This is a genomic window from Nostoc sp. C117, assembly GCF_043099735.1.
Taxonomy (GTDB): domain Bacteria; phylum Cyanobacteriota; class Cyanobacteriia; order Cyanobacteriales; family Nostocaceae; genus Nostoc.
This window is the reverse complement of the sequence record NZ_CP170991.1, coordinates 5,804,523-5,826,847: the sequence shown is the minus strand read 5'-3', so window position 1 is coordinate 5,826,847 and position 22,325 is coordinate 5,804,523. Positions and strand designations below refer to the sequence as shown.

General features: G+C 40.2%; 15 protein-coding genes. 9 read left to right on the top strand and 6 right to left on the bottom strand.

Going from position 1 to position 22,325, the window contains the following annotated elements:
• Positions 1–248 precede the first annotated feature (248 nt).
• From ACFG4S_RS25090 to ACFG4S_RS25075, 4 genes are all read left to right on the top strand, one after another.
• Positions 249–443, top strand: a complete 195-nt coding sequence (locus ACFG4S_RS25090; protein WP_392531650.1) for a hypothetical protein — start codon at positions 249–251, stop codon at positions 441–443.
• Positions 428–1,909 (top strand): leucyl aminopeptidase, encoded by a 1,482-nt coding sequence (locus tag ACFG4S_RS25085; protein WP_392531649.1) that lies wholly within the window; start codon positions 428–430, stop codon positions 1,907–1,909. Before ACFG4S_RS25090 ends, ACFG4S_RS25085 begins: the two co-directional genes overlap by 16 nt.
• 377 nt (positions 1,910–2,286) lie before the next feature.
• A complete protein-coding gene (gene plsX, locus ACFG4S_RS25080; RefSeq protein ID WP_392531648.1) occupies positions 2,287–3,309 on the top strand; it encodes a phosphate acyltransferase PlsX in 1,023 nt (340 codons plus the stop codon).
• A gap of 84 nt (positions 3,310–3,393) precedes the next feature.
• Positions 3,394–4,386 (top strand): beta-ketoacyl-ACP synthase III, encoded by a 993-nt coding sequence (locus ACFG4S_RS25075; RefSeq protein WP_392531647.1) that lies wholly within the window; start codon positions 3,394–3,396, stop codon positions 4,384–4,386.
• A 108-nt stretch (positions 4,387–4,494) separates the two neighbouring features.
• Here the strand turns inward: ACFG4S_RS25075 and ACFG4S_RS25070 are convergent, their stop codons facing one another.
• Entirely contained in the window at positions 4,495–4,674 is a 180-nt protein-coding gene (locus ACFG4S_RS25070; protein ID WP_392531646.1) for a hypothetical protein, read from the bottom strand.
• A gap of 57 nt (positions 4,675–4,731) precedes the next feature.
• Here ACFG4S_RS25070 and fabD point away from each other — a divergent pair, with 57 nt between their 5' ends.
• The 3 genes from fabD (at position 4,732) to ACFG4S_RS25055 (ending at position 6,654) form a co-directional block, all read left to right on the top strand.
• Positions 4,732–5,613, top strand: a complete 882-nt coding sequence (fabD, locus tag ACFG4S_RS25065) for an ACP S-malonyltransferase (protein ID WP_392531645.1) — start codon at positions 4,732–4,734, stop codon at positions 5,611–5,613.
• Positions 5,614–5,617: 4 nt separating this feature from the next.
• Complete coding sequence (locus tag ACFG4S_RS25060) at positions 5,618–5,884, top strand: Uma2 family endonuclease (RefSeq protein ID WP_392531644.1); 267 nt, start codon at positions 5,618–5,620, stop codon at positions 5,882–5,884.
• 104 nt (positions 5,885–5,988) lie between these two features.
• Positions 5,989–6,654 (top strand): glutathione S-transferase family protein, encoded by a 666-nt coding sequence (locus ACFG4S_RS25055; protein WP_392531643.1) that lies wholly within the window; start codon positions 5,989–5,991, stop codon positions 6,652–6,654.
• Positions 6,655–6,765: 111 nt separating this feature from the next.
• On the opposite strand, the gene ACFG4S_RS25050 is transcribed toward ACFG4S_RS25055, so the two are convergent.
• The 3 genes from ACFG4S_RS25050 to ACFG4S_RS25040 form a co-directional block, all read right to left on the bottom strand.
• Complete coding sequence (locus ACFG4S_RS25050) at positions 6,766–7,761, bottom strand: DnaJ C-terminal domain-containing protein (protein WP_392531642.1); 996 nt, start codon at positions 7,759–7,761, stop codon at positions 6,766–6,768.
• 116 nt (positions 7,762–7,877) lie between these two features.
• On the bottom strand, positions 7,878–8,450 hold the full coding sequence (locus ACFG4S_RS25045) for an AAA family ATPase (protein ID WP_392531641.1): 573 nt from the start codon (positions 8,448–8,450) through the stop codon (positions 7,878–7,880).
• A gap of 47 nt (positions 8,451–8,497) precedes the next feature.
• Positions 8,498–9,787: a glucose-1-phosphate adenylyltransferase gene (locus ACFG4S_RS25040; protein ID WP_392531640.1), complete on the bottom strand. Its 1,290-nt coding sequence runs from the start codon at positions 9,785–9,787 to the stop codon at positions 8,498–8,500.
• A gap of 1,270 nt (positions 9,788–11,057) precedes the next feature.
• On the opposite strand from ACFG4S_RS25040, the gene ACFG4S_RS25035 reads away from it, so the two are divergent.
• On the top strand, positions 11,058–14,135 hold the full coding sequence (locus tag ACFG4S_RS25035; protein WP_392531639.1) for an amino acid adenylation domain-containing protein: 3,078 nt from the start codon (positions 11,058–11,060) through the stop codon (positions 14,133–14,135).
• A 517-nt stretch (positions 14,136–14,652) separates the two neighbouring features.
• Positions 14,653–20,043, top strand: a complete 5,391-nt coding sequence (locus ACFG4S_RS25030) for an AAA family ATPase (RefSeq protein ID WP_392531638.1) — start codon at positions 14,653–14,655, stop codon at positions 20,041–20,043.
• Positions 20,044–20,080: 37 nt separating this feature from the next.
• On the opposite strand, the gene ACFG4S_RS25025 is transcribed toward ACFG4S_RS25030, so the two are convergent.
• Positions 20,081–20,380 carry a hypothetical protein gene (locus tag ACFG4S_RS25025; RefSeq protein WP_392531637.1) on the bottom strand — a complete coding sequence of 100 codons (300 nt, stop codon included), beginning with the start codon at positions 20,378–20,380 and terminating at the stop codon, positions 20,081–20,083.
• Positions 20,381–20,494: 114 nt separating this feature from the next.
• A complete protein-coding gene (locus tag ACFG4S_RS25020) occupies positions 20,495–22,222 on the bottom strand; it encodes a S8 family peptidase (RefSeq protein WP_392531636.1) in 1,728 nt (575 codons plus the stop codon).
• Positions 22,223–22,325 lie beyond the last annotated feature (103 nt).

Below are 22,325 nucleotides of genomic sequence, written 5' to 3'. Positions count from 1 at the left end.
AAAATAATCAATGGCTTTGGCAACCTGTTCTTGAGCAGAGGAAGCAGAATACATACAATTATGGTCTTTGCTCTGAAAAATGGATAATTTAATTTTTGGATGTCTCTTATCTTAGTCAACCATTACTAGAAGCATCATCACTATAAAGATTTTAGTTTCGCCTTTTGAAGGCGGGTTAGAGAGGATCGAAATCTAGATGGTACATGGAAACTCCATCCCTTTGTGGGTGAGTTTTTGGGAATGGGGAGATGGGGAGACAAGGGGGACAAGGGGACAACGAGATACACGAAACTCCTAACTCAGCACGGGCTAAACGCCCCGCTATCGCTAACAGAACTCCTAACGCCCAATGCCCAATACCCAATGCCGGAAACAAAAATTTTGAGCAATACTGGTACAGGAAGGAATATTTACATAAAATCCCAACATGGCAATTCAACTGAGTGATACGCCTTTGCTAGAGTGGGCAGGCGATACTTTGGCAATTGGATTATTTGAAGATGCAGTAGAGTTAACCGGAGAATTGGCAACTTTAGATCAAAAGTTTTCCGGAGTTTTAAAAGAACTGATTGCTGAAGAAGAATTTAAAGGTAAAGCTAACAGTAGCATTTTCACGCGTGTGAATGCTGGTAGCCCAGTGCGTAAATTCATTTTGGTGGGTTTAGGAAAACCAGAAGTACTAAAACTAGATACTCTGCGACGCGCTGCTGCTGCGGTAGCCAGAGTAGGCAAAAAGCAAAAAAGCAAAATTCTCGGTTTTAGTTTTCCTCTATGGAATAACGATCCCACAGCCAGCGCCCAAGCGATCGCTGAAGGTGTAGAATTAGCGCTTTACCAAGATATTCGCTTTAAATCAGAACCTGAAGATAAAGGATTGCAAATAGAAACCGTAGATTTACTAGGTTTTGGTGGACAAGAAGCCGCCATCAGTCGCGCCAATCAAATTGTTTCTGGGGTAATTTTGGCACGGCAGTTAGTAGCAGCCCCAGCTAACGAGGTAACACCAATTACCTTGGCAGAAACAGCTCAAGCGATCGCCACAGAATACGGTTTACAACTGCAAATTCTCGAACGAGAAGATTGTGAAAAGTTAGGTATGGGTGCTTTTTTGGGAGTCGCCCAAGCTTCCGATTTGCCACCGAAATTTATTCATCTGACTTACAAACCAGAAGGTACACCCAAAAGGAAACTAGCAATTATTGGTAAAGGTGTAACCTTCGATTCCGGCGGACTCAATATTAAAGGTGCAGGTAGCGGTATCGAAACCATGAAAATGGATATGGGGGGTGCAGCTGCTACCTTAGGTGCAGCAAAGGCGATCGCTCAAATTAAGCCAGATTCCGAAGTTCACTTTATTTCGGCAGCGACTGAAAACATGATTAGCGGTCATGCCATGCACCCAGGAGACGTTCTCAAAGCATCAAATGGCAAAACAATCGAAGTGAACAACACCGACGCTGAAGGGCGTTTAACCCTAGCTGACGCCTTAGTATATGCCGACAAATTGGGATTAGATGCGATCGTTGATTTAGCCACCCTCACAGGTGCCAACGTCGTTGCCTTGGGCGATGATATTGCTGGATTGTACACCCCTGATGATACAGTAGCCTCCCAATTGGAAAAAGCCGCCCAAACTTCAGGCGAAAAGATTTGGCGGATGCCAATGGAAGAAAAATATTTTGAAGGGCTAAAATCTGGGATTGCGGATATGAAAAATACTGGCCCCCGTCCAGGTGGTGCGATTACAGCTGCCCTTTTCCTCAAAGAATTCGTCAAACAAACCCCTTGGGCGCACTTAGATATTGCCGGCCCAGTATGGACAGATAAAGAAAACGGCTACAACAGCCCTGGAGCAACTGGCTACGGCGTTCGGACGTTAGTTAATTGGGTGCTGGGGACTGGGGAGTAGGGACACTTCTCTGCAAGAGGCTGCGCCAACGACAAGCTCAGTGCATCGCTGGGGGCTAGGGACACTTCTGTGCGAGAGGCTGCGCCAACAAGAAGCTTAGTGCATCGCTGGGGACTAGGGGAGAAGGAGATAAACAAAACTCTTAACTCCTAACTCAGCACGGGCTAAACGCTCCGCTATCGCTAACAGCACTTTTTTGTCCAATCCTCTATGCCCAGTCCCCAACCCCCAGTACCTAGTCCCCAAATTCGTGCTATCTTAGGCTTGCCAGTAAAAATGTTGCAATCGTAACTAAAGTAATTTGGTTATCTTGAAAGTTAACCTTTTTGAGTAAAGCCATCTGGTAAAATTTGTAAGGTTTCTAGAAGCTCGAAGCAATGGGATCGACTCGTGTACGGATCGCAATTGATGCAATGGGAGGGGATCACGCACCCGGTGAAATCGTTGCTGGCGCATTGCGAGCAAAGGAAGAATTGGGTGTAGATATATTATTGGTTGGCGATCCCCAACAAATTGAAGCTGCCTTACCGCCAAAAACAAATTTAGGGCAAGTAGAGATCGTGACTGCACAAGAAGCGATCGCAATGGATGAGGAGCCTTTAAACGCAGTTAGACGCAAACGCAACGCTTCTATCAATGTGGCGATGGATTTGGTCAAGCAGCAACGGGCAGATGCGGTGTTTTCAGCAGGTCACTCTGGCGCAGCTATGGCATCAGCTTTGCTCCGCTTGGGACGTTTGCCAGGAATTGACCGCCCAGCGATCGGGACTGTTTTTCCGACAATCATCGCTGGTAAACCAGTGCTGGTACTTGATGTCGGCGCAAATGTAGATTGTCGTCCGAAGTTTTTAGACCAGTTTGCGGTCATGGGATCGGCTTATAGTCAATATGTCTTAGGTACAACTCAACCCAAAGTGGGTTTGTTGAATATCGGAGAAGAAGACTCCAAAGGCAATGACGCAGCTGTGCGCGCCCACCAACTGCTACGAGAAAATACCCAAATTAATTTTATCGGCAATGCCGAAGGGCGTGATGTCCTTTCCGGTCGCTTTGATGTGATTGTCTGTGATGGCTTTGTCGGCAATGTCTTATTAAAATTTGCCGAAGCAGTCGGAGAAGTAATTCTGCAAATCTTACGGGAAGAATTACCTCAAGGATTGCATGGTCAAATCGGTTCGGCGCTCTTAAAACCTAACCTGAAGCGAGTCAAGCAGCGCATGGATCACGCAGAACACGGCGGTGCATTGCTCTTAGGCGTAGCTGGAGTTTGTTTTATCGGTCACGGTAGCTCACAAGCACCTTCAATTTTTAATGCAATTCGTATGGCAAAAGAAGCTGTTGACAACCAGGTACTGCAACGAATTCAGTCCCAATATATCCTAGAGCGCGAGAGCGGTTAGTTATTGGTTATTAGTCATTCAAATGACAAATGACAAATGACAAATGACAAATGACAAAAAGCTGATAGCTTTTGGAGATTAGGTGTGCATAATTTAGGCATAACAATTACAGGAAGTGGCTCAGCAGTACCAGCTACTTCCCTAGACAACCAGAGATTGACTGAACTGGTTGAAACGACAGACGAGTGGATTACCACAAGAACCGGAATTTGTCAACGGCAATTGGCGCTACCATCTGAGTCATTGAGTGTACTAGCTACTGACGCCAGTAAGCAGGCAATCGCCGCTGCGGGAATCAAAGCAGAAGACCTAGATTTGATTTTGCTGGCAACTTCCACCCCTGATGATTTGTTTGGCAGTGCTTGTCAAGTACAGGCTCAACTGGGAGCTACGAAAGCAGTAGCCTTTGATTTGACGGCTGCTTGTTCCGGCTTTGTCTTTGGACTAGTCACAGCAGCTCAATACATCAGAACAGGAGTCTATCAAAATGTACTTTTGATTGGGGCAGATATCCTCTCTCGCTGGGTAGATTGGGAAGATCGGCGTACTTGTGTCTTGTTCGGTGATGGTGCAGGAGCAGTAGTGTTGCAAGCATCGATAAGCGATCGCTTATTGGGATTTGCACTTAAAAGTGATGGCGCTCAAAATCATCACCTCAACGTTGGCTATGCAGGTTCATCCAAAGAACTACTCCCTGGTATCAATGTCACCAAAGGCGCTTACCAACCCATTACCATGAACGGCAAAGAAGTTTACCGCTTCGCCGTCCAAAAAGTGCCAGAAATTATTGATAAAGCCTTATTTCAAGCCAACCTCAATGTTGACGACATAGATTGGCTAGTCTTGCATCAAGCCAACCAGCGGATTATTGATGCCGTTGCCCAACGCCTAAATATCCCAGAACATAAAGTAATCAGTAATCTCGCCCACTATGGCAACACCTCCGCTGCTTCCATTCCCTTAGCTTTAGATGAAGCAGTGCGCCAAGGCAAAATTAAACCCAATGACATCGTTGCTATATCCGGCTTTGGTGCCGGTCTGACATGGGGTGCAGCAATATTTCAATGGGGAAGATAGGGATTGGGGAAGGTAGGGTCCCCTCTGGGGATAAGGGGTAATGGGGACTAGGGATTAGGAATTAGGAATTAGGAAATAAATATCTATCTAGAAATATTTTCTCAGCACTCAATCCTCAATCCCCAAGACTTCGACTCCCTTCTCTACGAGAGGCTGCGCCAAAGGCTTCGCTACCTCGGCTACTTCGGCTTTGCGGTAGTTAAATCTCGACTCATTTCGACGCCGCTCAGTACAAGTCCCCAGCGATGCACTGAGCTTGTTGAAGTATCCCCAGTCCCCAATCCCCATTACCCCTTATCCCCAGAGGGGACCCCACCTTCCCCAATATCCACTGACAAACGACCAATGACTAAAACTGCATGGGTGTTTCCCGGACAAGGTTCTCAAGCACTAGGAATGGGAATAGATTTATTAGATATACCTGCCGCTAAAGACAAATTTGCCCAAGCCGAGGCAATTTTAGGCTGGTCTGTAACGGAAATATGTCGAACTCAAGAAGAAAAGTTATCACAGACGCTATATACTCAGCCAAGTCTGTACGTGGTAGAAAGTATTCTGGCTGACCTTCTCCGGGAACGAGGACAGCAGCCAGATTTAGTTGCTGGCCACAGTTTGGGAGAATATGTTGCCCTTTATATTGCAGGTGTCTTTGAGTGGTCAGCTGGTTTATATTTGGTCAAGCGTCGTGCAGAACTCATGGATAGTGCTTCTGGTGGTATGATGGCAGCCCTGATGAACTTTGACCGCGAACAGTTAGAAAAAGTCATTGCCGAAACGCCTGATGTAGTATTGGCAAATGACAACAGTTCGGCTCAAGTGGTAATTTCAGGCACAACCGAAGCTGTACAAGCGGTGATGTCTCAAGTTAAAGCCAAACGTGCTATTCCCTTAAAAGTTTCTGGAGCATTTCATTCACATTTAATAGCTGCTGCGGCTGCGGAATTCCAAGACATTCTTGAATCTGTGGAATTTCAGCCAGCTGTTGTCCCAGTTTTATCGAATGTAGAGCCAATTCCGTCTATTGATGCCAACATTTTAAAGCAACGCCTCAACAAACAAATGACGGGTTCGGTACGGTGGCGAGAAATTTCTCTGCAATTACCAGCCAACGGCATCCAGCAAGTACTAGAAATTGGCCCTGGTAAAGTTCTAACTGGTTTAATTAAACGTAGTAGCCCTGACTTAATATTAAAAAATATCCAGAGTGCTGCTGATTTGCCTGTTTAATTTTTTGAGAATAGCTGAAGTATCAGATAGTACTCTTAAATATGATAGTGAAGAAAAGTTATCCCTTTATGCTGAATCGAAAATTGCTAATTATTGGATATTTAATTTAAAAGCCAATTGTTTAGAAGTTTATACTCAGCCGTTTCGAGATTTTCAAGGTAATTTTAATTATGCAAATAAGCAAATCTATTTACCAAATGCGATTGTAAATATTCCGGAATTTCCAGATTTATCGCTGAATTTATCAGTTGTATTTCCTCTGGTTAGTTAGTAATATACCAAGTTCCATCTGCAACTAAACTTGTTGAATAAGTCTGCTTTTTTGGAATCGTCCCAGAGCAGCCATATCATGATAAAAGGTATGAGGTTTTCCTAATGCTGACACTTTATCACTCGCCGATTTCTCCCAACTCTCGCCGTGTCTGGATTACTCTCCTAGAAAAAGGACTTGAATTTGAATTAGTAGAGGTAAAACTGGATGGAGAACAGTTTAAACCAGAGTTTTCGGCTATTAGTCCTTTCCATCGCATTCCAGTTTTGGTAGATGACGACTTGAAGATAATAGAATCCTTGGCAATTCTGGATTATTTAGAGGCTAAGTACCCGATACCTGGGATGTTACCGAACAATGCTAAGGATTTAGCGATCGCCCGTATCGTCCAAATGGCAACTGTGAATGAGCTTTTGCCAGCAACTACCATCTTTTTACCTCAGTTTCTCGGCTTACCTGGAGGAGATCCAGAAAAAATTGAAAAGGCAAAGCAAAAAATTGCCACAACGCTGAAGTTTTTTGAAAGTTTGCTTGACGATCGCCCTTACTTTGGCAGTGAAAACCTCACTCTCACTGAGGCTGTGGCTGGAACTGTAGTCCCTTTGATGCCAACTATAGGTATATCTTTAAGTCAATATCCAAAATTAAACGCTTGGTGCGATCGCTTGATAGTACGTGCAGCATGGCAAGCAACTGAGGCTACACCGGAGAGCTTAGCAGCCTTAAAGGCTATTGTAGTAGCGAGAATGGCAAAACAGAACCCAGGCTAAAAGCCATCGACTCTAGTGGTTTATGTCATAGATGTTTGTAGTAAGGACTTTAGTCCTTGATTTTTTCAGCACTAAAGTGCTTACTACGAACCTTTAAAAAGATAATTTTTCTTACAGCTTGACTTGGGGCAAATGACTGCGGGGATTGTAGGTACGTATAGCCCGGATTTTTTCATAATACTCCCGCTCTTGTTGGCTGAGGTCTTTTGGTGGGGCGATCGCTACCTTCACTAATTGATCGCCGCGTCCACCCTTGGCAAGAGGCCAGCCTTTGCCACGTAACCGCAGCGATTGACCAGAACGCACCCCGGCTGGTAGCTTGACATTAACCATACCATCGGGAGTAGGTACATCTATTGATGCTCCTAGCGTCGCTTCATCTGGGGCGATCGCCACTTCGCAAACCAAATTATCGCCTTCAATTTGGAAAAACGAATGCGGCTGAAGTTCGACTTTTAAGTATAAATCCCCGCGTTGTTGGGTCATGGGGTTGATTTGACCTTTACCCCTGACACGTAAGCGAGTACCAGTTTTAGCCCCAGCCGGAATGCGAACATCAATTGTTTCATTACCTAAACTAAAGCGCTTTTGCACACCCTGAAATGCTTCTGCAAAACTGAGAGTAATGGTAGCTTCAGTATCTTGGGCGGTACCAGCACCTGCATCTTGAAACCCAAAATCGTTAAAGCCGCTAAAACCACTAGGGGCACCTGTGGAAGTTTGGTAAGAGTAGGCTTGTCGTCCACCACGAGGGCTAGCACCACCAAAGCGTCCTAGCAATTCATTAATGAACTCATCAAAATTGCCGTATTGACTGAAGTCAAAGCCAGACATATCAGCACCAACACCGCCAGATGGGAAACCTTGACCAGCTTGTTTCCAATATTGCCCGAATTGGTCGTATTTTTTGCGTTTATCTGGGTCTGATACAACTTCGTAGGCTTCGTTAATTTCTTTGAAGCGTGCCTCTGCCTGTTTGTTCCCTGGATTCACATCCGGGTGATATTTGCGGGCTAGTTTACGAAAGGCTTGTTTAATTTCCTCTGGACTGGCAGTCTTACTAACTCCCAAAATTGCGTAATAGTCTTTGAAGTCGGTTGCAGCCATCTACCAGCCTCCTATAGAAATTCCCGTTATGTTTTTAAGAATAAGAGATGTTTAGTTTGCTAGGTATAATGCCAAGCAAAAGAATCTGACTTTAAATTAACAAAGAATATAGAAAATCAAGTGTGGTTCTTCCTCACCGGGCGATCGCAATTTCCGTACTCCCAACTTTCTGGATAGAGAATCAGGCTGTCTAGTCCTTCTTCCAGGCTTGGGGGGGCATCCCGTAATTGACGATGCATCCGCAAAATAATTTCTTCTGGAACCTGACGCGATCGCCTTTTATTGCGTGCCAAACACAGCCAAACTGGCGTATTCACCCAAATTCCCGTAATTTGGGTAAAGCCGAAGTCACGGGCTAGCGTGATGACTTCACGGCGATTACCTCGCTGGGCGTTAGTGGCGTCGAAAATTGCGGTATTACCTGTAGAAATAGCTTGTTGAAATTGCCGTTCCACTTCTTGCCAAATCAGCAGCCACGACCCCTGAATAGCTTGAGAACCGAACAGCTGCCCCCGGATAGCATCCGTAGAAATCAGCTGCATCTGGGGGCATTCTGCCAGTAATTGTTTCGCCAAAGTTGACTTACCACTACCTGGAAGACCAATCAATAGGATGAGTGCTGTTAGCGGTAGCGGGGCGTTTAGCCCGTGCTGAGTGCTGAGTGAAGAGTGATTAGATGTTGTACTCATAACTCCTAACTCCTAATTCAGCACTCACAACTCAGCACTCACCACTCTTAAATGATTGTTCCATCATCAATTACAGCATTTTTGAGGACAACGACGATACCACTGCGGATGTAGAAACCTTGATTCTCGCGATCGGCTTCTTGGACGTTATCTTTGTTAATAATTTTGACATCGTGACCAATACGGGCATTTTTATCGATGATGGCACCGCGAATGATTGTGTCTGTACCAATGCCTACAGGAATGTCGCCTTTTACTAGGCTACATTCGCGTTCTACAGAAGGTTGGTAAAAGTCTGCACCCATGATTAGAGACTCTTCAATGATGCAGCCAGATTCAATGCGCGATCGCACTCCTAAAACCGAATGTTGAATGCGGCAATTTTTCAAAATGCAACCTTCGCCAATCATTGATTCTGTGATTTGGCAATCTAATAGTTTACTCGGAGGCAGATAACGAGCGCGGGTATAAATTGGTGCTTTTTCATCGTAGAAACTAAAAGCTGGTTGGGGCTGCCGAGTTAACGTTAAGTTCGCATGATAAAATGCTTCAATTGTTCCAATGTCTTCCCAGTAGTCATCAAAAAGGTAAGCTTGAACGTTGTAATCTTTAGAGGCATCAGGAATAATTTCTTTGCCGAAATCAGTTCTTTCTGTAGCCTCTTTTAACAACTTGAACAAAACCTCTTTTTTAAATACATAAATTCCCATCGAGGCGATGTAAGGCTGTTGTTGGGCTTGTTCTTTACTTAATCCCAGTACGCTTGTATCAACCCGCATTTGGGTTAAGGCTTCACCTTTGGGTTTTTCGCTAAAATCGATTACTCTACCAGAACCGTCAATTTTCATCAAGCCAAAATCTGAGGCGCGGCGCTCATCAATGGGGATGACTGAGAGAGTAATATCAGCTCCGGTATCTCTATGACGCTGGATAAAATCACGATAATCCATGCGGTAGAGGTGATCGCCTGAGAGAATTAGATACTCTTCTACATCCCATTCTTCCATTAACCACAGGTATTGACGTACAGCATCTGCTGTGCCTTGGAACCAGTTAGGGTTTTCTGGTGTTTGTTGTGCGGCTAGCACTTCTACAAAGCCTTCATTGAACCCACTAAAGTTGTAGGTACGGGCGATGTGACGATTCAGGGAAGCTGAGTTGAATTGTGTCAGAACATAGATTTTGAATATTTCGGAATTGATGCAGTTACTGACAGGGATATCGATTAACCGGTATTTCCCCGCCACTGGTACTGCTGGTTTAGCGCGTAGTTTGGTTAGGGGATAAAGACGCGTACCTGCACCACCACCAAGAATGATTGATAAAACTTTTTTCACAAAATTTCTCCCGACTGCCTTTCAACTCTCATCTTCAGTTTAGGACTGTCTGCCACCACAGGTAAGGGGGATCATCTGAATTCTTTGGGATGAATTTTATAGAATGCTGATGGTGATAGATAGTGGGGCAATAAGTAAAAATAGAACATCTGTATTATATTGATGTGAAAAATATTAGGAACTTTTGGCTACAATGCTCTTCCTTAGAAAACGAAAAGAAAATAGATATATTGAATTTACTCTTGTCATTTTTGCATTGAATCAGCCATTAGATATTTAAAGCAGTATTTTAGTTTAGGTGACTATCTTTTGTTTTTGAGAATAACTTATTGACCTATTTGTGTATTTAGCTTGTGTCATTTAGTCTTTATTGCGCCTATTTCAAATGCAACAACTGGAAACTGAAAGGAACTGGATGCCAAAAATTGAGGCTTCGAGTTCTATTTTTAGTTTTTCCTACCTTTATGAAAGACTCTAACATGAAAGCGATCGCTCAAATATTTTCCCAAAAACCCGCTCTTGGATTGGTCTTGCCGCCACGAGCTTCTTAGTTAAACCAAATTCTTCGTCTGACCGCTTTAACCCTCCAGTTGCGACACTTTAAGAGGTCAACCCAAGAGCTTCATTTCTGGATCGTTTTCTGCGAAAGTATAGTTTACGTACAATTACTTAAATTTTTAATATTAAAATATTTATTTTATGAATCAATTAATTAGCCAAATAAAATTACCACTCAAATATTGATTAAAAGCCTTACTTAGTTAGATATAAATGTAAATCTAGCTTGATATGATTACTTAAATATCTTCCGATGTATTCATTGTATTTATTTGATGAAGTTAAAGATTTGGCAAATTTCTAGATATTTGAGAATATTTTTGTCAGAATGATTATCTATAAACCAAATTTTTTCTAATCAGCTTATTTTGAGAAAATTACAGAACATATTAAAAAGTGAAATCTTCTTTTTGTTTTCTTATGTGCGTACTCTTCGTTCAGCCGCTTTGCTTTGCGTCTATGTGTACTAAGCTGCGGCTTCTGATTTGGAGAATGCGGTTTGTCTTGTCAAAAACTTATTTTCACAAGTGAAATAGGATAGCTCTCGCATCTCAAATTATAAATTAGCAGTATGGAGAATACTGATGTAGTCACTATCAGATTTTCCATAGCTTTGCTTTGCTTTGCTTTGCTTTGATATTTAATTGTTATCAGGACTATTTTATCTACCTCTAAATTTGCATTTTTTGAACCAATACATATCTATATTCAAATGAAAACTCAAAATACCCAAGTCCATCAAACAATTGTTTCCTTAATCGAACTTAGTTGTCAAAAGTATCACGATGAAGTGGCAGTAATTCTAGAAAATCAACAGTTTACTTATGGAGAATTACAAGATCGGGCAGAACATTTATATCAGTATTTAATAGCACAAGGTTGTCTAAAACCTAACAGTTTAGTTGGACTGTGTATAGAACCTTCTTTTGAAATGGTTATTGCTATCTATGCCATTTTGAAAGCAGGTGCAGCTTTTGTTCCCCTTGATCCAGATTTACCCCGCCAGAGGCTCAGCTATATGATTGCTGATGCTAAATTAACCACGATTCTGACACAGCAAAAGTTTGCTTTTGATATTGAGCCAGCAATGCGGCAGAGTGGTTTAAATGGGCAAATGTGTTTTTTGGATACCCCTACTGTCTGGGAACAGTTAACTACATCCTCTGCATTACCTTCAGTAGTAGAGCCTGAGCAACTAGCTTACATTATTTATACCTCTGGCTCTACAGGTGTACCGAAAGGGGTAATGCTTACCCATCGAGGTTTACTAAATCTTGCTCAAGCTAGCTGTAGTACTTTTAATATCAAACCAGGCTTGCGTTTACTTCAGTTTGCCTCCATCAGTTTTGATGCAGCAGTGTGGGAATTAGTTACAGCATTATGTGGTGGGGCAACTTTGGTACTGGGTGCAAGAGAGCAAATGCTTCCTGGCCAACTCTTAGCAAACTTCATAATGAAATATCAGGTACAATGGGTGATGTTACCCCCTTCTGTACTTGCAACACTGACACCTTTTTCCGATCAGCTACCTGATTTACAAATGGTAGTGGTAGGTGGTGAAGCTTGTCCCATATCACTTGCTAAAGCATGGGTTTCACCTCATACCCGCTTTTTTAATGCTTATGGGCCAACAGAAATAACAGTTTGTTGCACAATTTACGAATTTGAACAACAGGATATGAGTCTGCCTATTGGTTATGCATTGCCAAATGTAGAACTTTACATTTTGGATGAAGAATTTAAACTTTGTAATCGTGGTGAAAAGGGTGAGTTATATGTAGGTGGTTTAGGAATAGGAAAAGGCTATCTAGATAAACCTGAGATTACAAGTACTCGTTTTTTAGATAACCCTTTTGGTTTGGGCAAAATATACAAAACTGGTGATATCGTTTACGAAGATCCGTATGAACTTGGGCTGTTACATTATGCTGGCAGATCAGACCGTCAGGTCAAAATTCGGGGCAAGCGTATAGAAATAGAAGCAATTGAAATGATACTTGCCCAGCATCCTGGCGTACAAACAAATGCAGTCAAAGCAATTAGAAATTCACGAATAGAACGTAGCGATGAGACAGAAAATTATGGCGTATCAATGCTTGTTGCATATATTGTCCCTAAAACTGGACAGTTTTTGACAGAAAAGCACTTGCAACGCTTTGCTGCTGAACAACTACCAGATTACATGGTACCTACGCGGTTTATTTTTATGGACGAATTGCCTTTATTACCTAATCGCAGTAAAGTAGACCGAAATGCTTTACCAGAACTGCCAGAAACCCCATCTTTCCTAACTGATACGATGGATAGCTCTCTCAAAATAACGGTAGTTTTTGATGAAGCTTTAGAGTTACCTACTGGAACTTGCAAGCCTCACACGAATTTCTTTGAGGCAGGTGGTAGCTCACTTTGCATCGCTCATGTGTTGTATGCACTCGATCGCGATTTTGGTGTCACCCTTCCTTCTCGCTTAATTTATGAATATCCTACACCGTTGGGTTTAGCACAATTGTTAGAACAGTTTAAATTCAAAAGCGAAAGTACAGTTAATGATGGACATATTGACTTACAAGCAGAAGCCAGACTTTCTCGAGATTTGAATACATCTATTTGGCAACAACCACCACAAGTTAAATATGACTGTGCATTAATTACAGGTACAACAGGTTTTCTAGGGGCACACTTGCTCTATGAATTGCTCACAAAAGGCAGCTATCGCCAAATTTATTGCTTAATAAGAGCAGAAAGTGATGCAGATGCAATGGCAAGGCTGCGTGCAACCTTTATTCAATATCAGCTACCAATAACAAAATTGGCGCAAGTGTATGTAGTCGCTGGTGACATTCAGCAACCACAGTTGCAACTACCAACAATGTTATTTGACAAACTGGGTGAAGAAGTTGATCAAATTTATCATGTAGCTGCTGACACTAATTACATCAAACCTTATTCGCTAATTAAAAAATCTAATGTAGATGGGACTGCAAATATTCTTACTTTAACAGCACATCGTCTTCATAAAACACTGCATTACATATCTACTGTGTCTGTTTATGGAGCAGTAACTTCATTATTAAGTCAAAATGAAGTTTCAGAAGATTTTGATATTGATTTTAGCCTCCCAATTATGTCTGTAGAATACGGCTATGTACGGGCAAAATGGGCTGCCGAACGCATGGTCAAATCAGCTAAAGAAAAAGGATTAGCAGTATCTATTTACCGTCCTGGTTTTATTTCTGGACACAGACAAACAGGAGTTGCTAACCTTAACGACACGTTCTACCGCTTTATTAGTGGTTGTATTGAGATGGGCATATATCCAGACTGGCCTGAAAAATATTGGACTCCTGTACCTGTAGACTATGTTGCTGCCGTCATCGCCCATATTTCCTTAGACGCAAAGCACACAGGTGGCAATTACAATATTGTTGTACCTAGAGAACAGGAATTAAGTAATACAGAAATATTTGAGTGCTTCAAGGAGTTGGGCTATCCCTTACAAAAAATTTCACCCAAAAACTGGTTGAATGCTCTCTCTAGTTTGTCAACAATTAATCCCTTGTATCCATTAACTTCTTTTTTCCAAGAAAAAGTGTATCAAAACCGTAGCACTATACTAGAAGTACACCATCGTACTCCTATATGCAAAGTAGATAACACCTTTGATGCTATCCAAAGTTCGGGTATTTTATCCCCAAAAATTGACAAAGAACTAATGAAACAATACTTACCCAAATTTGATAAAAACTTTTCTACCAGAAAACTCCAGAATAGAACAGTCCTTAATTATTAGTGAAAAACTGCATTCCTGATTTTTCTAAAAAGTTGGGAATCTGAATATTTCAATTTTAATAAATGAAATAGTCTTCTTAGAGTATTAAGATATTGAATTTATTCTTCAATCAAAAAAATGATTAACCTATTTTATTTTTTTGTACACCATATTATTAGCAATAATTACCTAAGAAACTTATTTTGCCGGAAAAACTGGCTGATGTTGGAAGCAATGTCTGCGACAATATGCTAAAAGCATCTACGCACGCTTAAAACCAATCATAGAGATATCTCTAAGTTATATACGGAAGGAGTACAAGACATTAAAACGTAACTGGAGTACAAAATAAGAATATTTTAATACTTGATACGTACTTATTTGATGATGACCCTTTCTTGTTGTATAAGTTTTTGTTTTTGATAACGATGAAAAATTTACTATGTCTTTTAATCAAAACATTTATTTGATTAAATAATAGCAAAAGTGGGAATCATAAATATACACAATTTTGTGCTTACTAAGAAGGGTAATGTCAATGCTCACATCAGGCTCAATTTCAGGGTACGATCTCAAAGAAATGCTCCATGAAGGAGATGATACAATTATTTATCGCGCTACATCACAACTTGACAAACAATCTGTAATTCTGAAAATTCTTAAAACAGATTATCCATCCATAGATGCGATCGCTTGTCTAAAACATGAATACAAAATTACAGAAAACTTGGATTTAAAAGGTGTTGTCAAAGTATTAAGACTAGAAACTCACGAAAATCGTTTAGCGATCGTATTTGAAGACTTTAATGGATACTCCCTTAAACAACTACTGATTAAAGGTAAACAAGAGTTAAAGAGTTTTATTAGGATTGCAATTCAACTGGCACAAGCTTTAGTATCTGTACACACTTGCCAGATCATTCATAAAGATATTAAACCTGCTAACATTATCATCAATCCAGAAACTGGGGTTGTAAAGCTTACCGACTTTAGTATTGCCTCACGCCTCGATAAAGAAACAACGCAACTAGCTAACCCTAACCAACTAGAAGGTACCTTAGTTTATATATCACCGGAACAAACCGGAAGAATGAACCGTACTCTTGACTATCGGAGTGACTTTTATTCTCTTGGAGTTACCTTCTATGAAATACTTACCGGGCAATTACCTTTTCAAAGTTATGACCCATTAGAATTAGTTTACTGTCATATTGCTAAACAACCTACAGAGATTGAAACATTAAACCCAGAAATACCGACTGCCATTTCGTCTATTGTCAATAAACTAATGGCGAAAAATGCTGAAGACCGCTACCAAACAGCTAAAGGACTCTTGGCAGATTTGGAAATCTGTCAAGAGCAGTTAGAAACAACAGGTAAAATCACAGATTTTATACCTGGTCGTTTAGATGTTTTAAGTCAGTTGCTCATCCCTCAAAAGCTTTATGGTAGAGAAACTCAAGTTAACTCACTCTTAGAGGCTTTTGAGCGAGTCAGCCAAGGAAGCCGTGAACTTATATTAGTTTCTGGCTATTCAGGAATTGGTAAATCTTCTGTAGTTAATGAAGTCAATAAACCCATCACTCGCGCTAAAGGCTTTTTTATTAGTGGTAAATTTGACCAATTCCAACGCAATATTCCCTATGCATCACTGATTCAAGCTTTGAGTTCATTAATGCGGCAGTTGCTTACAGAAAATACTACTAAACTTGAAACATGGCGTGGTGAAATCTTAGCCGCAGTTAAATCACATGGACAAGTGATCATTGATGTAATTCCTGAAGTTGAATTAATTATAGGTAAACAACCAGAAGTAGTTCAACTGAGTGCGGTAGAATCACAAAACCGCTTCAACCGTGTTTTTAGTGAGTTTATCCACGTCTTCGCCAAAAAAAAACACCCCTTAGTTATCTTTTTGGATGACTTGCAATGGGCAGATTCAGCTACTTTAAAGTTGATCAAACTGCTAATTACTGACCATAATACAAAATATTTACTCTTGATTGGAGCTTATCGAGATAATGAAGTTAGCATGACACATCCCTTAATGGGAATAATAGAAGAAATTAATCAAAACAACACTGTTGTTAATAATATTATTTTGCAAGCTCTTTCTTTGGAAGACTTTAACCACTTAATTTGTGATACATTACATCAAAATCAAGAAACTATAAAATTATTAGTAGATTTACTTTACAATAAAACAGGAGGAAATCCATTTTTTTTAACACAGCTATTACTAGTACTTTATCAAGATAATTTATTTAATTTCAACTTTGAAACTGCTCTATGGCAGTGGGATATAGAAAAAATTCAAGCGATTGGTATTACTGATAAGAGTATAGTAGAACTGATTGCTAGCAGAATTAAAAACCTTTCACCAGCCACACAAGAAATCTTAAAACTAGCAGCTTGTATTGGCAATAGATTTTCTCTAGATATACTTTCTATTGTGAGTGCAAAATCCATTACAAGTGCAGCAAGTGAACTTTATTCTGCATTGCAATGTGGGTTAATTTTGCCTTTGAGTGATGCTTATCGTATTCCTTTAGCTTTTGAACAGGAAGAATCTGTTAAACTAAGTTTTGATTCTAAACAGATTAGTTATAAATTTTTACACGATCGCATTCAGCAAGCTGCTTATTCATTGATTCCAGAAAATAATAAACAAGGAACTCATTTAAAAATAGGTCAGTTATTACTCCAACAGACACCTGCTGAATCGTTAGCAGAAAATATTTTAGATATTGTGAACCAGCTTAACGTAGGTTTGGACTTATTGACTCAACAATCTGAAAAATATGATCTAGCAAAACTTAATCTTCTCGCTGGTAAAAAAGCTAAAGCAGCCACTGCTTACGAATCTTCTGGCAAGTATTTAAATATAGGGTTAGGACTGTTAACAACAGATAGTTGGCATCAATTCTATGACCTAACATTGAATTTGTATATTGAGACTACAGAAGCAGAGTATTTAAATGGTCATTTTGATAATGCTCATAAATTAGTAGATATTGCACTAAGTCAAGCAAATAGTATCTTAGATAAGGTTAAGTTATATGAAATAAAAATGTTAACTTACATGGCATACAATCAGATGCCAGAAGTCCTACAAATTGGTGTCAAAGCTCTCAAAGAGGTAGGAGTTATACTACCCAATAAACCTACAAAATTAAATGTTTTGTCAGCTTTAATTCAGACAAAGCTAACATTAATAGGTAAACCGATAGAAGAATTAGCTTTGTTACCTGAAATGTCTGATCCCTATAAACTAGCAGCTATGCAAATATTATTGCAAATTGTTCCAGCTGCTAGTCAGGCAGGATCTTTCCTTTTTGTATTAGCTGTATTTGCTATGGTGAGATTATCTGTAAAATATGGAAAATCACCAGTTTCGGCTTATGCTTATGCAGCTTATGGTACTATTCTATCTGATAAATTTAACCAAGTTGAAACAGGATATAAATTAGGAAAGCTAGCAATAGAGTTACTTTCAAACACGAATAATAACTCACTCAAAGCCACAGTTTACTTTGTACATAATGGCACAATTAGGTTTTATAAAGAGCATATTAAAGACACAATAGCACCACTTTTAGAAGGGATGCAAAGTGGATTAGAATTAGGAAATATAGAAAATGCTGGCTATTGTGCTGTAATTGCAGGCTATCATTCTTTGCTTTCTGGGGAAAATTTGGAGTTGGTAGACAAAAAAATATTGAGCTATGTCGATTTGATGCGGAAGCTAAGGCTTGAATCTCTAGCAGCAGCTACAAGTGTTTTTAGACAGGCGACTTTAAATTTACAGGCAAAGTCATTGATAAAAACTGCTTTAGTTGGCGATGCCTTTGATGAAATAACAATGGCATCTGAAGTAACTAAAAATTACTCTTTTAAAGGTTTTTACTATGGTTGTAAAACTATATTATGTTATTTATTTGAAGAATATGAACTAGCCATTGAAAATGCAATTATCGCTGAACAGACTCATGCCGATAACGTTGGATTATTAATTTATACTGCTAATAATTTTTATTATTCTTTGGCTCTAATATCATTTTCTGAACAAGCTTTACCTATGAAGAAAAAGCAATACTTAAAACAGGTAGCAGCGAATCAGCAGCAAATGAAAAAATGGGCGAAACAAGCACCATGTAATTTCCAGCACAAATATGAACTAGTGGAAGCAGAGAAAGCAAGAGTATTGGGTAAGTTACAAGTGGCAATAGATTTATATGACTGTGCTATTGCTGGAGCTAAAACAAATGGTTATATCCAAGAACAGGCTTTGGGAAATGAACTAGCAGCAAAGTTTTACATGGGTTTGGGTAAAGAAAAAATTGCCAAAATGTATATGACTGAAGCTTACTATGGTTATATACATTGGGGAGCTATCGCGAAAGTACAAGACTTGGATGAACGCTATACTAATTTGATAATTCGTACTCAAAATGTTAACCAGTTAGCAATAGATGTAACTAGGACTATTGCTACAACAAAAATAAATTACTCACAAACCATAAGTAACGGCAATGGTGTCTTGGATTTTGCTACGGTAATAAAGGCTTCACAAGCAATTAGCAGCGAAATAGTTTTAGATAAACTGCTAGATACTCTTTTAAATATAATTCTCGAAAACGCTTCTGCCCAAAAGGGTTGTCTGATTTTAGTCAAAGATAATGAATTATTTATAGAAGCAATCAATACTACAGAAAGTTCCTCTATTATTCTGCAATCAACTCCGATTCAAGAAAGCCAAGATATCCCTATTTCCATAGTTCACTATGTTGCTAGAACTCAAGAAACTTTGGTGATAAATGATGCTATATCTCAGACTCTTTATCAATCAAATGTTTATATCCAACACCATCAACCAAAATCAATATTGTGCAGTCCTATTTTCTATCAGGGTAAATTTATTGGTATTTTGTACTTAGAAAATAAACTTATTGCAGGTGCATTTACATCAGAACGTGTCAATATATTGAATTTAATCACATCTCAAGCTGCTATTTCTTTAGAGAATTCTCGACTTTATCAGCAAGCTCAAGACTATGCTAAACAATTAGAATTTTCCCTATCTGAACTCAAGCAAATGCAATTGCATCTTGTGCAGAGTGAAAAAATGTCTACTTTAGGTAATTTAGTATCAGGGATAGCACATGAAATCAACAATCCTATTGGCTTTATTATTGGTAACTTAAAACCTGCAAGTGAATATGTAAAAGACTTGCTAGAATTAATTCGTTTATATCAACATTACTATCCTCAACCTGTAGCACAAATTACAAAAACAATTGAAGATGTAGACTTGGAGTATGTGCGTGAAGACTTACCTAAAGTAATTGCCTCGATGCAAGAGGGGATAAACCGTATTTATGATGTAAGCATAAGTTTGCGTACTTTTTCTAGGGGAGATACCCAAACAACAATTCCTTGCAATCTTTATGAAGTCATCGATAGTACAATTTTGATTCTCAAACACCGTCTGAAAGCCTCACATATTCGTCCGGCGATTGAAGTAGTCAAAAATTATGATGACATTCCGTTAGTCCGATGTTTTCCTGGCCAACTTAGTCAGGTATTTATGAACCTACTTGCTAATGCTATTGATGCTTTGGAAGAGTCAAATATAGGGCGCAATATAGAGGAGATTAAACTAAATCCTAATCGAATTATTCTAAGTAGCAAGTTAAACGAAGACCAGAAGAGTGTGTTGATAAGAATTAAAGATAATGGAGTAGGAATGACCCCAGAAGTTAAGCAGAAAATTTTTGATCACTTATTTACTACCAAACCTGTTGGTAAAGGAACAGGTTTAGGATTAGCGATCGCACTTCAAATTATCATTGAAAAACATGGTGGAAGCATTGAGGTAAATTCCACGCTTGGGCAAGGAACAGAGTTTGTAATCCAGTTGCCAATATAGAGGATTTCTTTCTGAGTGTAAAGCTAAACAATGTCTATTAAATGCCCAACTTCGGTGTATTTATTCTCTTATTAACCAAACCTAATTGCTGCGATCGCTTCAAATACTTCACCCAAGATTGATCTGACAACTGGGAAATCGCATTTCGTGACAGCGTTGCCGTAAAAATATCTTTATCTGCGGTAACACCACTAACGCCCAAACTTTCTAAAAAAGCGATCGCTTTCGAGTCTAAAATTGGTTCTGTATGGATGAAAACCCCCAAACTCGCTTCTTGTATATCTTGAACATCATTCAGCGCTGTAGCAAGAGCGGCATCTAGCTTCTGATAATTCATCAGCAATTCCTTAGTAAAGAGGGTAGACAATTTCTGCCTACCCTAACTTATCAAAGTTATAGGCTATTATTGCCTACCTTTGTACAGAAATAATATCCACCTTTCTCAGTCTCATTACAGATTTAAAGCGTTAATCACTCCATAACCCCATTTGTCATCAAATGTGCCTGGGGGTTTTCCGGGAATTGCACTATTTTTACGTAACAAGTCTTTGACAGCAGCCGGATCGAGTTGAGGATCGCGTTGCAAAAGCAGTGCCACTAACCCACTAACAAACGGTGTCGCCATACTCGTACCAGCCTGCACCACAAACTTAGAATTAATCATCGATGAGCGGTCAAAGTTTGCATCAGCAGAAAGCGTCGAAACAATCATTGCTCCTGGTGCTGCCACATCCGGTTTCTGTGCATCATTGCGGAGAGGTCCTTCACTACTAAATTCTGAAATAGTATGCAATTCTAAGCCCATTTCTCGGACTTGGTTATCAATATCTGTGTACTTGGTTTTAGTAGTATAGGCAGCAACTGTAATTGCACTGCTGGCTGCTCCTGGCGAACCAACTTTTAAAGCATCTTTCACACTTTTACCTGTAAAAAATACCGACGAAGTGTCATCTAGTGTCCACACATCTAAACGTGTGTCAGTTGAAGAAGTGTTCCGAACTCGCAGCTGCCAAACACCTCCCATTACTGGCGAGGGGTCAATACCGCGTATTTGCACAAAGAAATTATGATCGCTGTTGGCTTGATCTGGTCCTGGTGTCGCTAACTGTACTCGTGCATCTGGTAACTGATAATCTTGGGCAGCATTACCGTCAGTAATGATTTTTTGGAAGGGGGTGACAAAACCGTTAGGACTCCGCACAGACACTTCCAATTCACTGTCTTTGGAGTACCAAGCGTTTAACCAAACTATGCCTATTTGATTCAAAGGAACATTAAAGCGCATACCACGAGTGCGCCCACTGGGTATAGTTGCTTGTCCATGAATGTTATCGTTTCCTTCGTTACCCGCAGCACAGCAAACAATTCTTCCAGGGCCGGTTTCGGCGTCAATGACTTTGGATAAAGAATCGCTACCATCATGGGCATCAGCGTGTCCACCCAAGCTGAGATTTACCACTGCTGGACGTCCCAACTCTCTAGCAACTCGGAAAACGTAACGAATGCCATCAGCAATGTGAGCATCCTGTAAATCTGACCTGACGATAACTAATTCTGCTTCTGGTGCGACACCGCCATAGGTTGCATCATCACCAGCGGCAATGCCCGCAACATGAGTACCATGACCTCCAGTATCCTGAGAAATTGTCAGTTGCGATCCAGTAAATTCACCCCCATAAGCGCCCTCTGTTACGCCCGGACCTGGCAGCGTTTGATCCCAAATGTGTAAAATTCGTCCAGCAAAAGCGGGGTGTTTCGGATCGATACCACTATCTATAATGCCGATGATGACTCCTTTACCAGTCAGTCCGGTTTGGTTCTTGAACTGGGGTAGTTTGACTGTTTCCAGTGCAGTGTCCATCCTCAAATGAAGTTTGCGTGATGGCTTGATACGTTGGATCGCATCTTCTTCAGATAACACATCTAAACTCTCTATCGGTAAGAAAGCTGTCCGCACACTACCTGAGTTTTGATTGACTTCAATATTATATTGTGATAGGTAACTTAAGTCTGTATCATGGTCGCAATAGATAAAAACGATACTTTTAGTCGGCTTGACCGGGCTTTTGTGGGCAATGATGCCAAGCGATCGCTTGTGTGTAACTAAGGCTTTATCTCCTTCGTTTTGATAGTCTTGAAATGCCAAAAGTAATCCGGGAGAAAGTTTTTCGTGTCTCATTTTTACCTCAAATTCAATTTATTTACTGTCAGCAAATTAGTGATTTTAGCAGGATAACTTGCTCTAGGATTAACGTAGATTACGTAGGTTTTTAGCCTTGATT

What these genes read in the sequence shown, in the direction of transcription:
- ACFG4S_RS25090 (WP_392531650.1), top strand. Translation starts at nt 249, where the DNA reads ATGGGGAGACAAGGGGGACAAGGGGACAACGAGATACACGAAACTCCT.
- ACFG4S_RS25085 (WP_392531649.1), top strand. Translation starts at nt 428, where the DNA reads ATGGCAATTCAACTGAGTGATACGCCTTTGCTAGAGTGGGCAGGCGAT.
- plsX (WP_392531648.1), top strand. Translation starts at nt 2,287, where the DNA reads ATGGGATCGACTCGTGTACGGATCGCAATTGATGCAATGGGAGGGGAT.
- ACFG4S_RS25070 (WP_392531646.1), bottom strand. Translation starts at nt 4,674, where the DNA reads ATGGGGATTGGGGACTGGGGATACTTCAACAAGCTCAGTGCATCGCTG.
- fabD (WP_392531645.1), top strand. Translation starts at nt 4,732, where the DNA reads ATGACTAAAACTGCATGGGTGTTTCCCGGACAAGGTTCTCAAGCACTA.
- ACFG4S_RS25055 (WP_392531643.1), top strand. Translation starts at nt 5,989, where the DNA reads ATGCTGACACTTTATCACTCGCCGATTTCTCCCAACTCTCGCCGTGTC.
- ACFG4S_RS25050 (WP_392531642.1), bottom strand. Translation starts at nt 7,761, where the DNA reads ATGGCTGCAACCGACTTCAAAGACTATTACGCAATTTTGGGAGTTAGT.
- ACFG4S_RS25045 (WP_392531641.1), bottom strand. Translation starts at nt 8,450, where the DNA reads ATGAGTACAACATCTAATCACTCTTCACTCAGCACTCAGCACGGGCTA.
- ACFG4S_RS25035 (WP_392531639.1), top strand. Translation starts at nt 11,058, where the DNA reads ATGAAAACTCAAAATACCCAAGTCCATCAAACAATTGTTTCCTTAATC.
- ACFG4S_RS25030 (WP_392531638.1), top strand. Translation starts at nt 14,653, where the DNA reads ATGCTCACATCAGGCTCAATTTCAGGGTACGATCTCAAAGAAATGCTC.
- ACFG4S_RS25025 (WP_392531637.1), bottom strand. Translation starts at nt 20,380, where the DNA reads ATGAATTATCAGAAGCTAGATGCCGCTCTTGCTACAGCGCTGAATGAT.
- ACFG4S_RS25020 (WP_392531636.1), bottom strand. Translation starts at nt 22,222, where the DNA reads ATGAGACACGAAAAACTTTCTCCCGGATTACTTTTGGCATTTCAAGAC.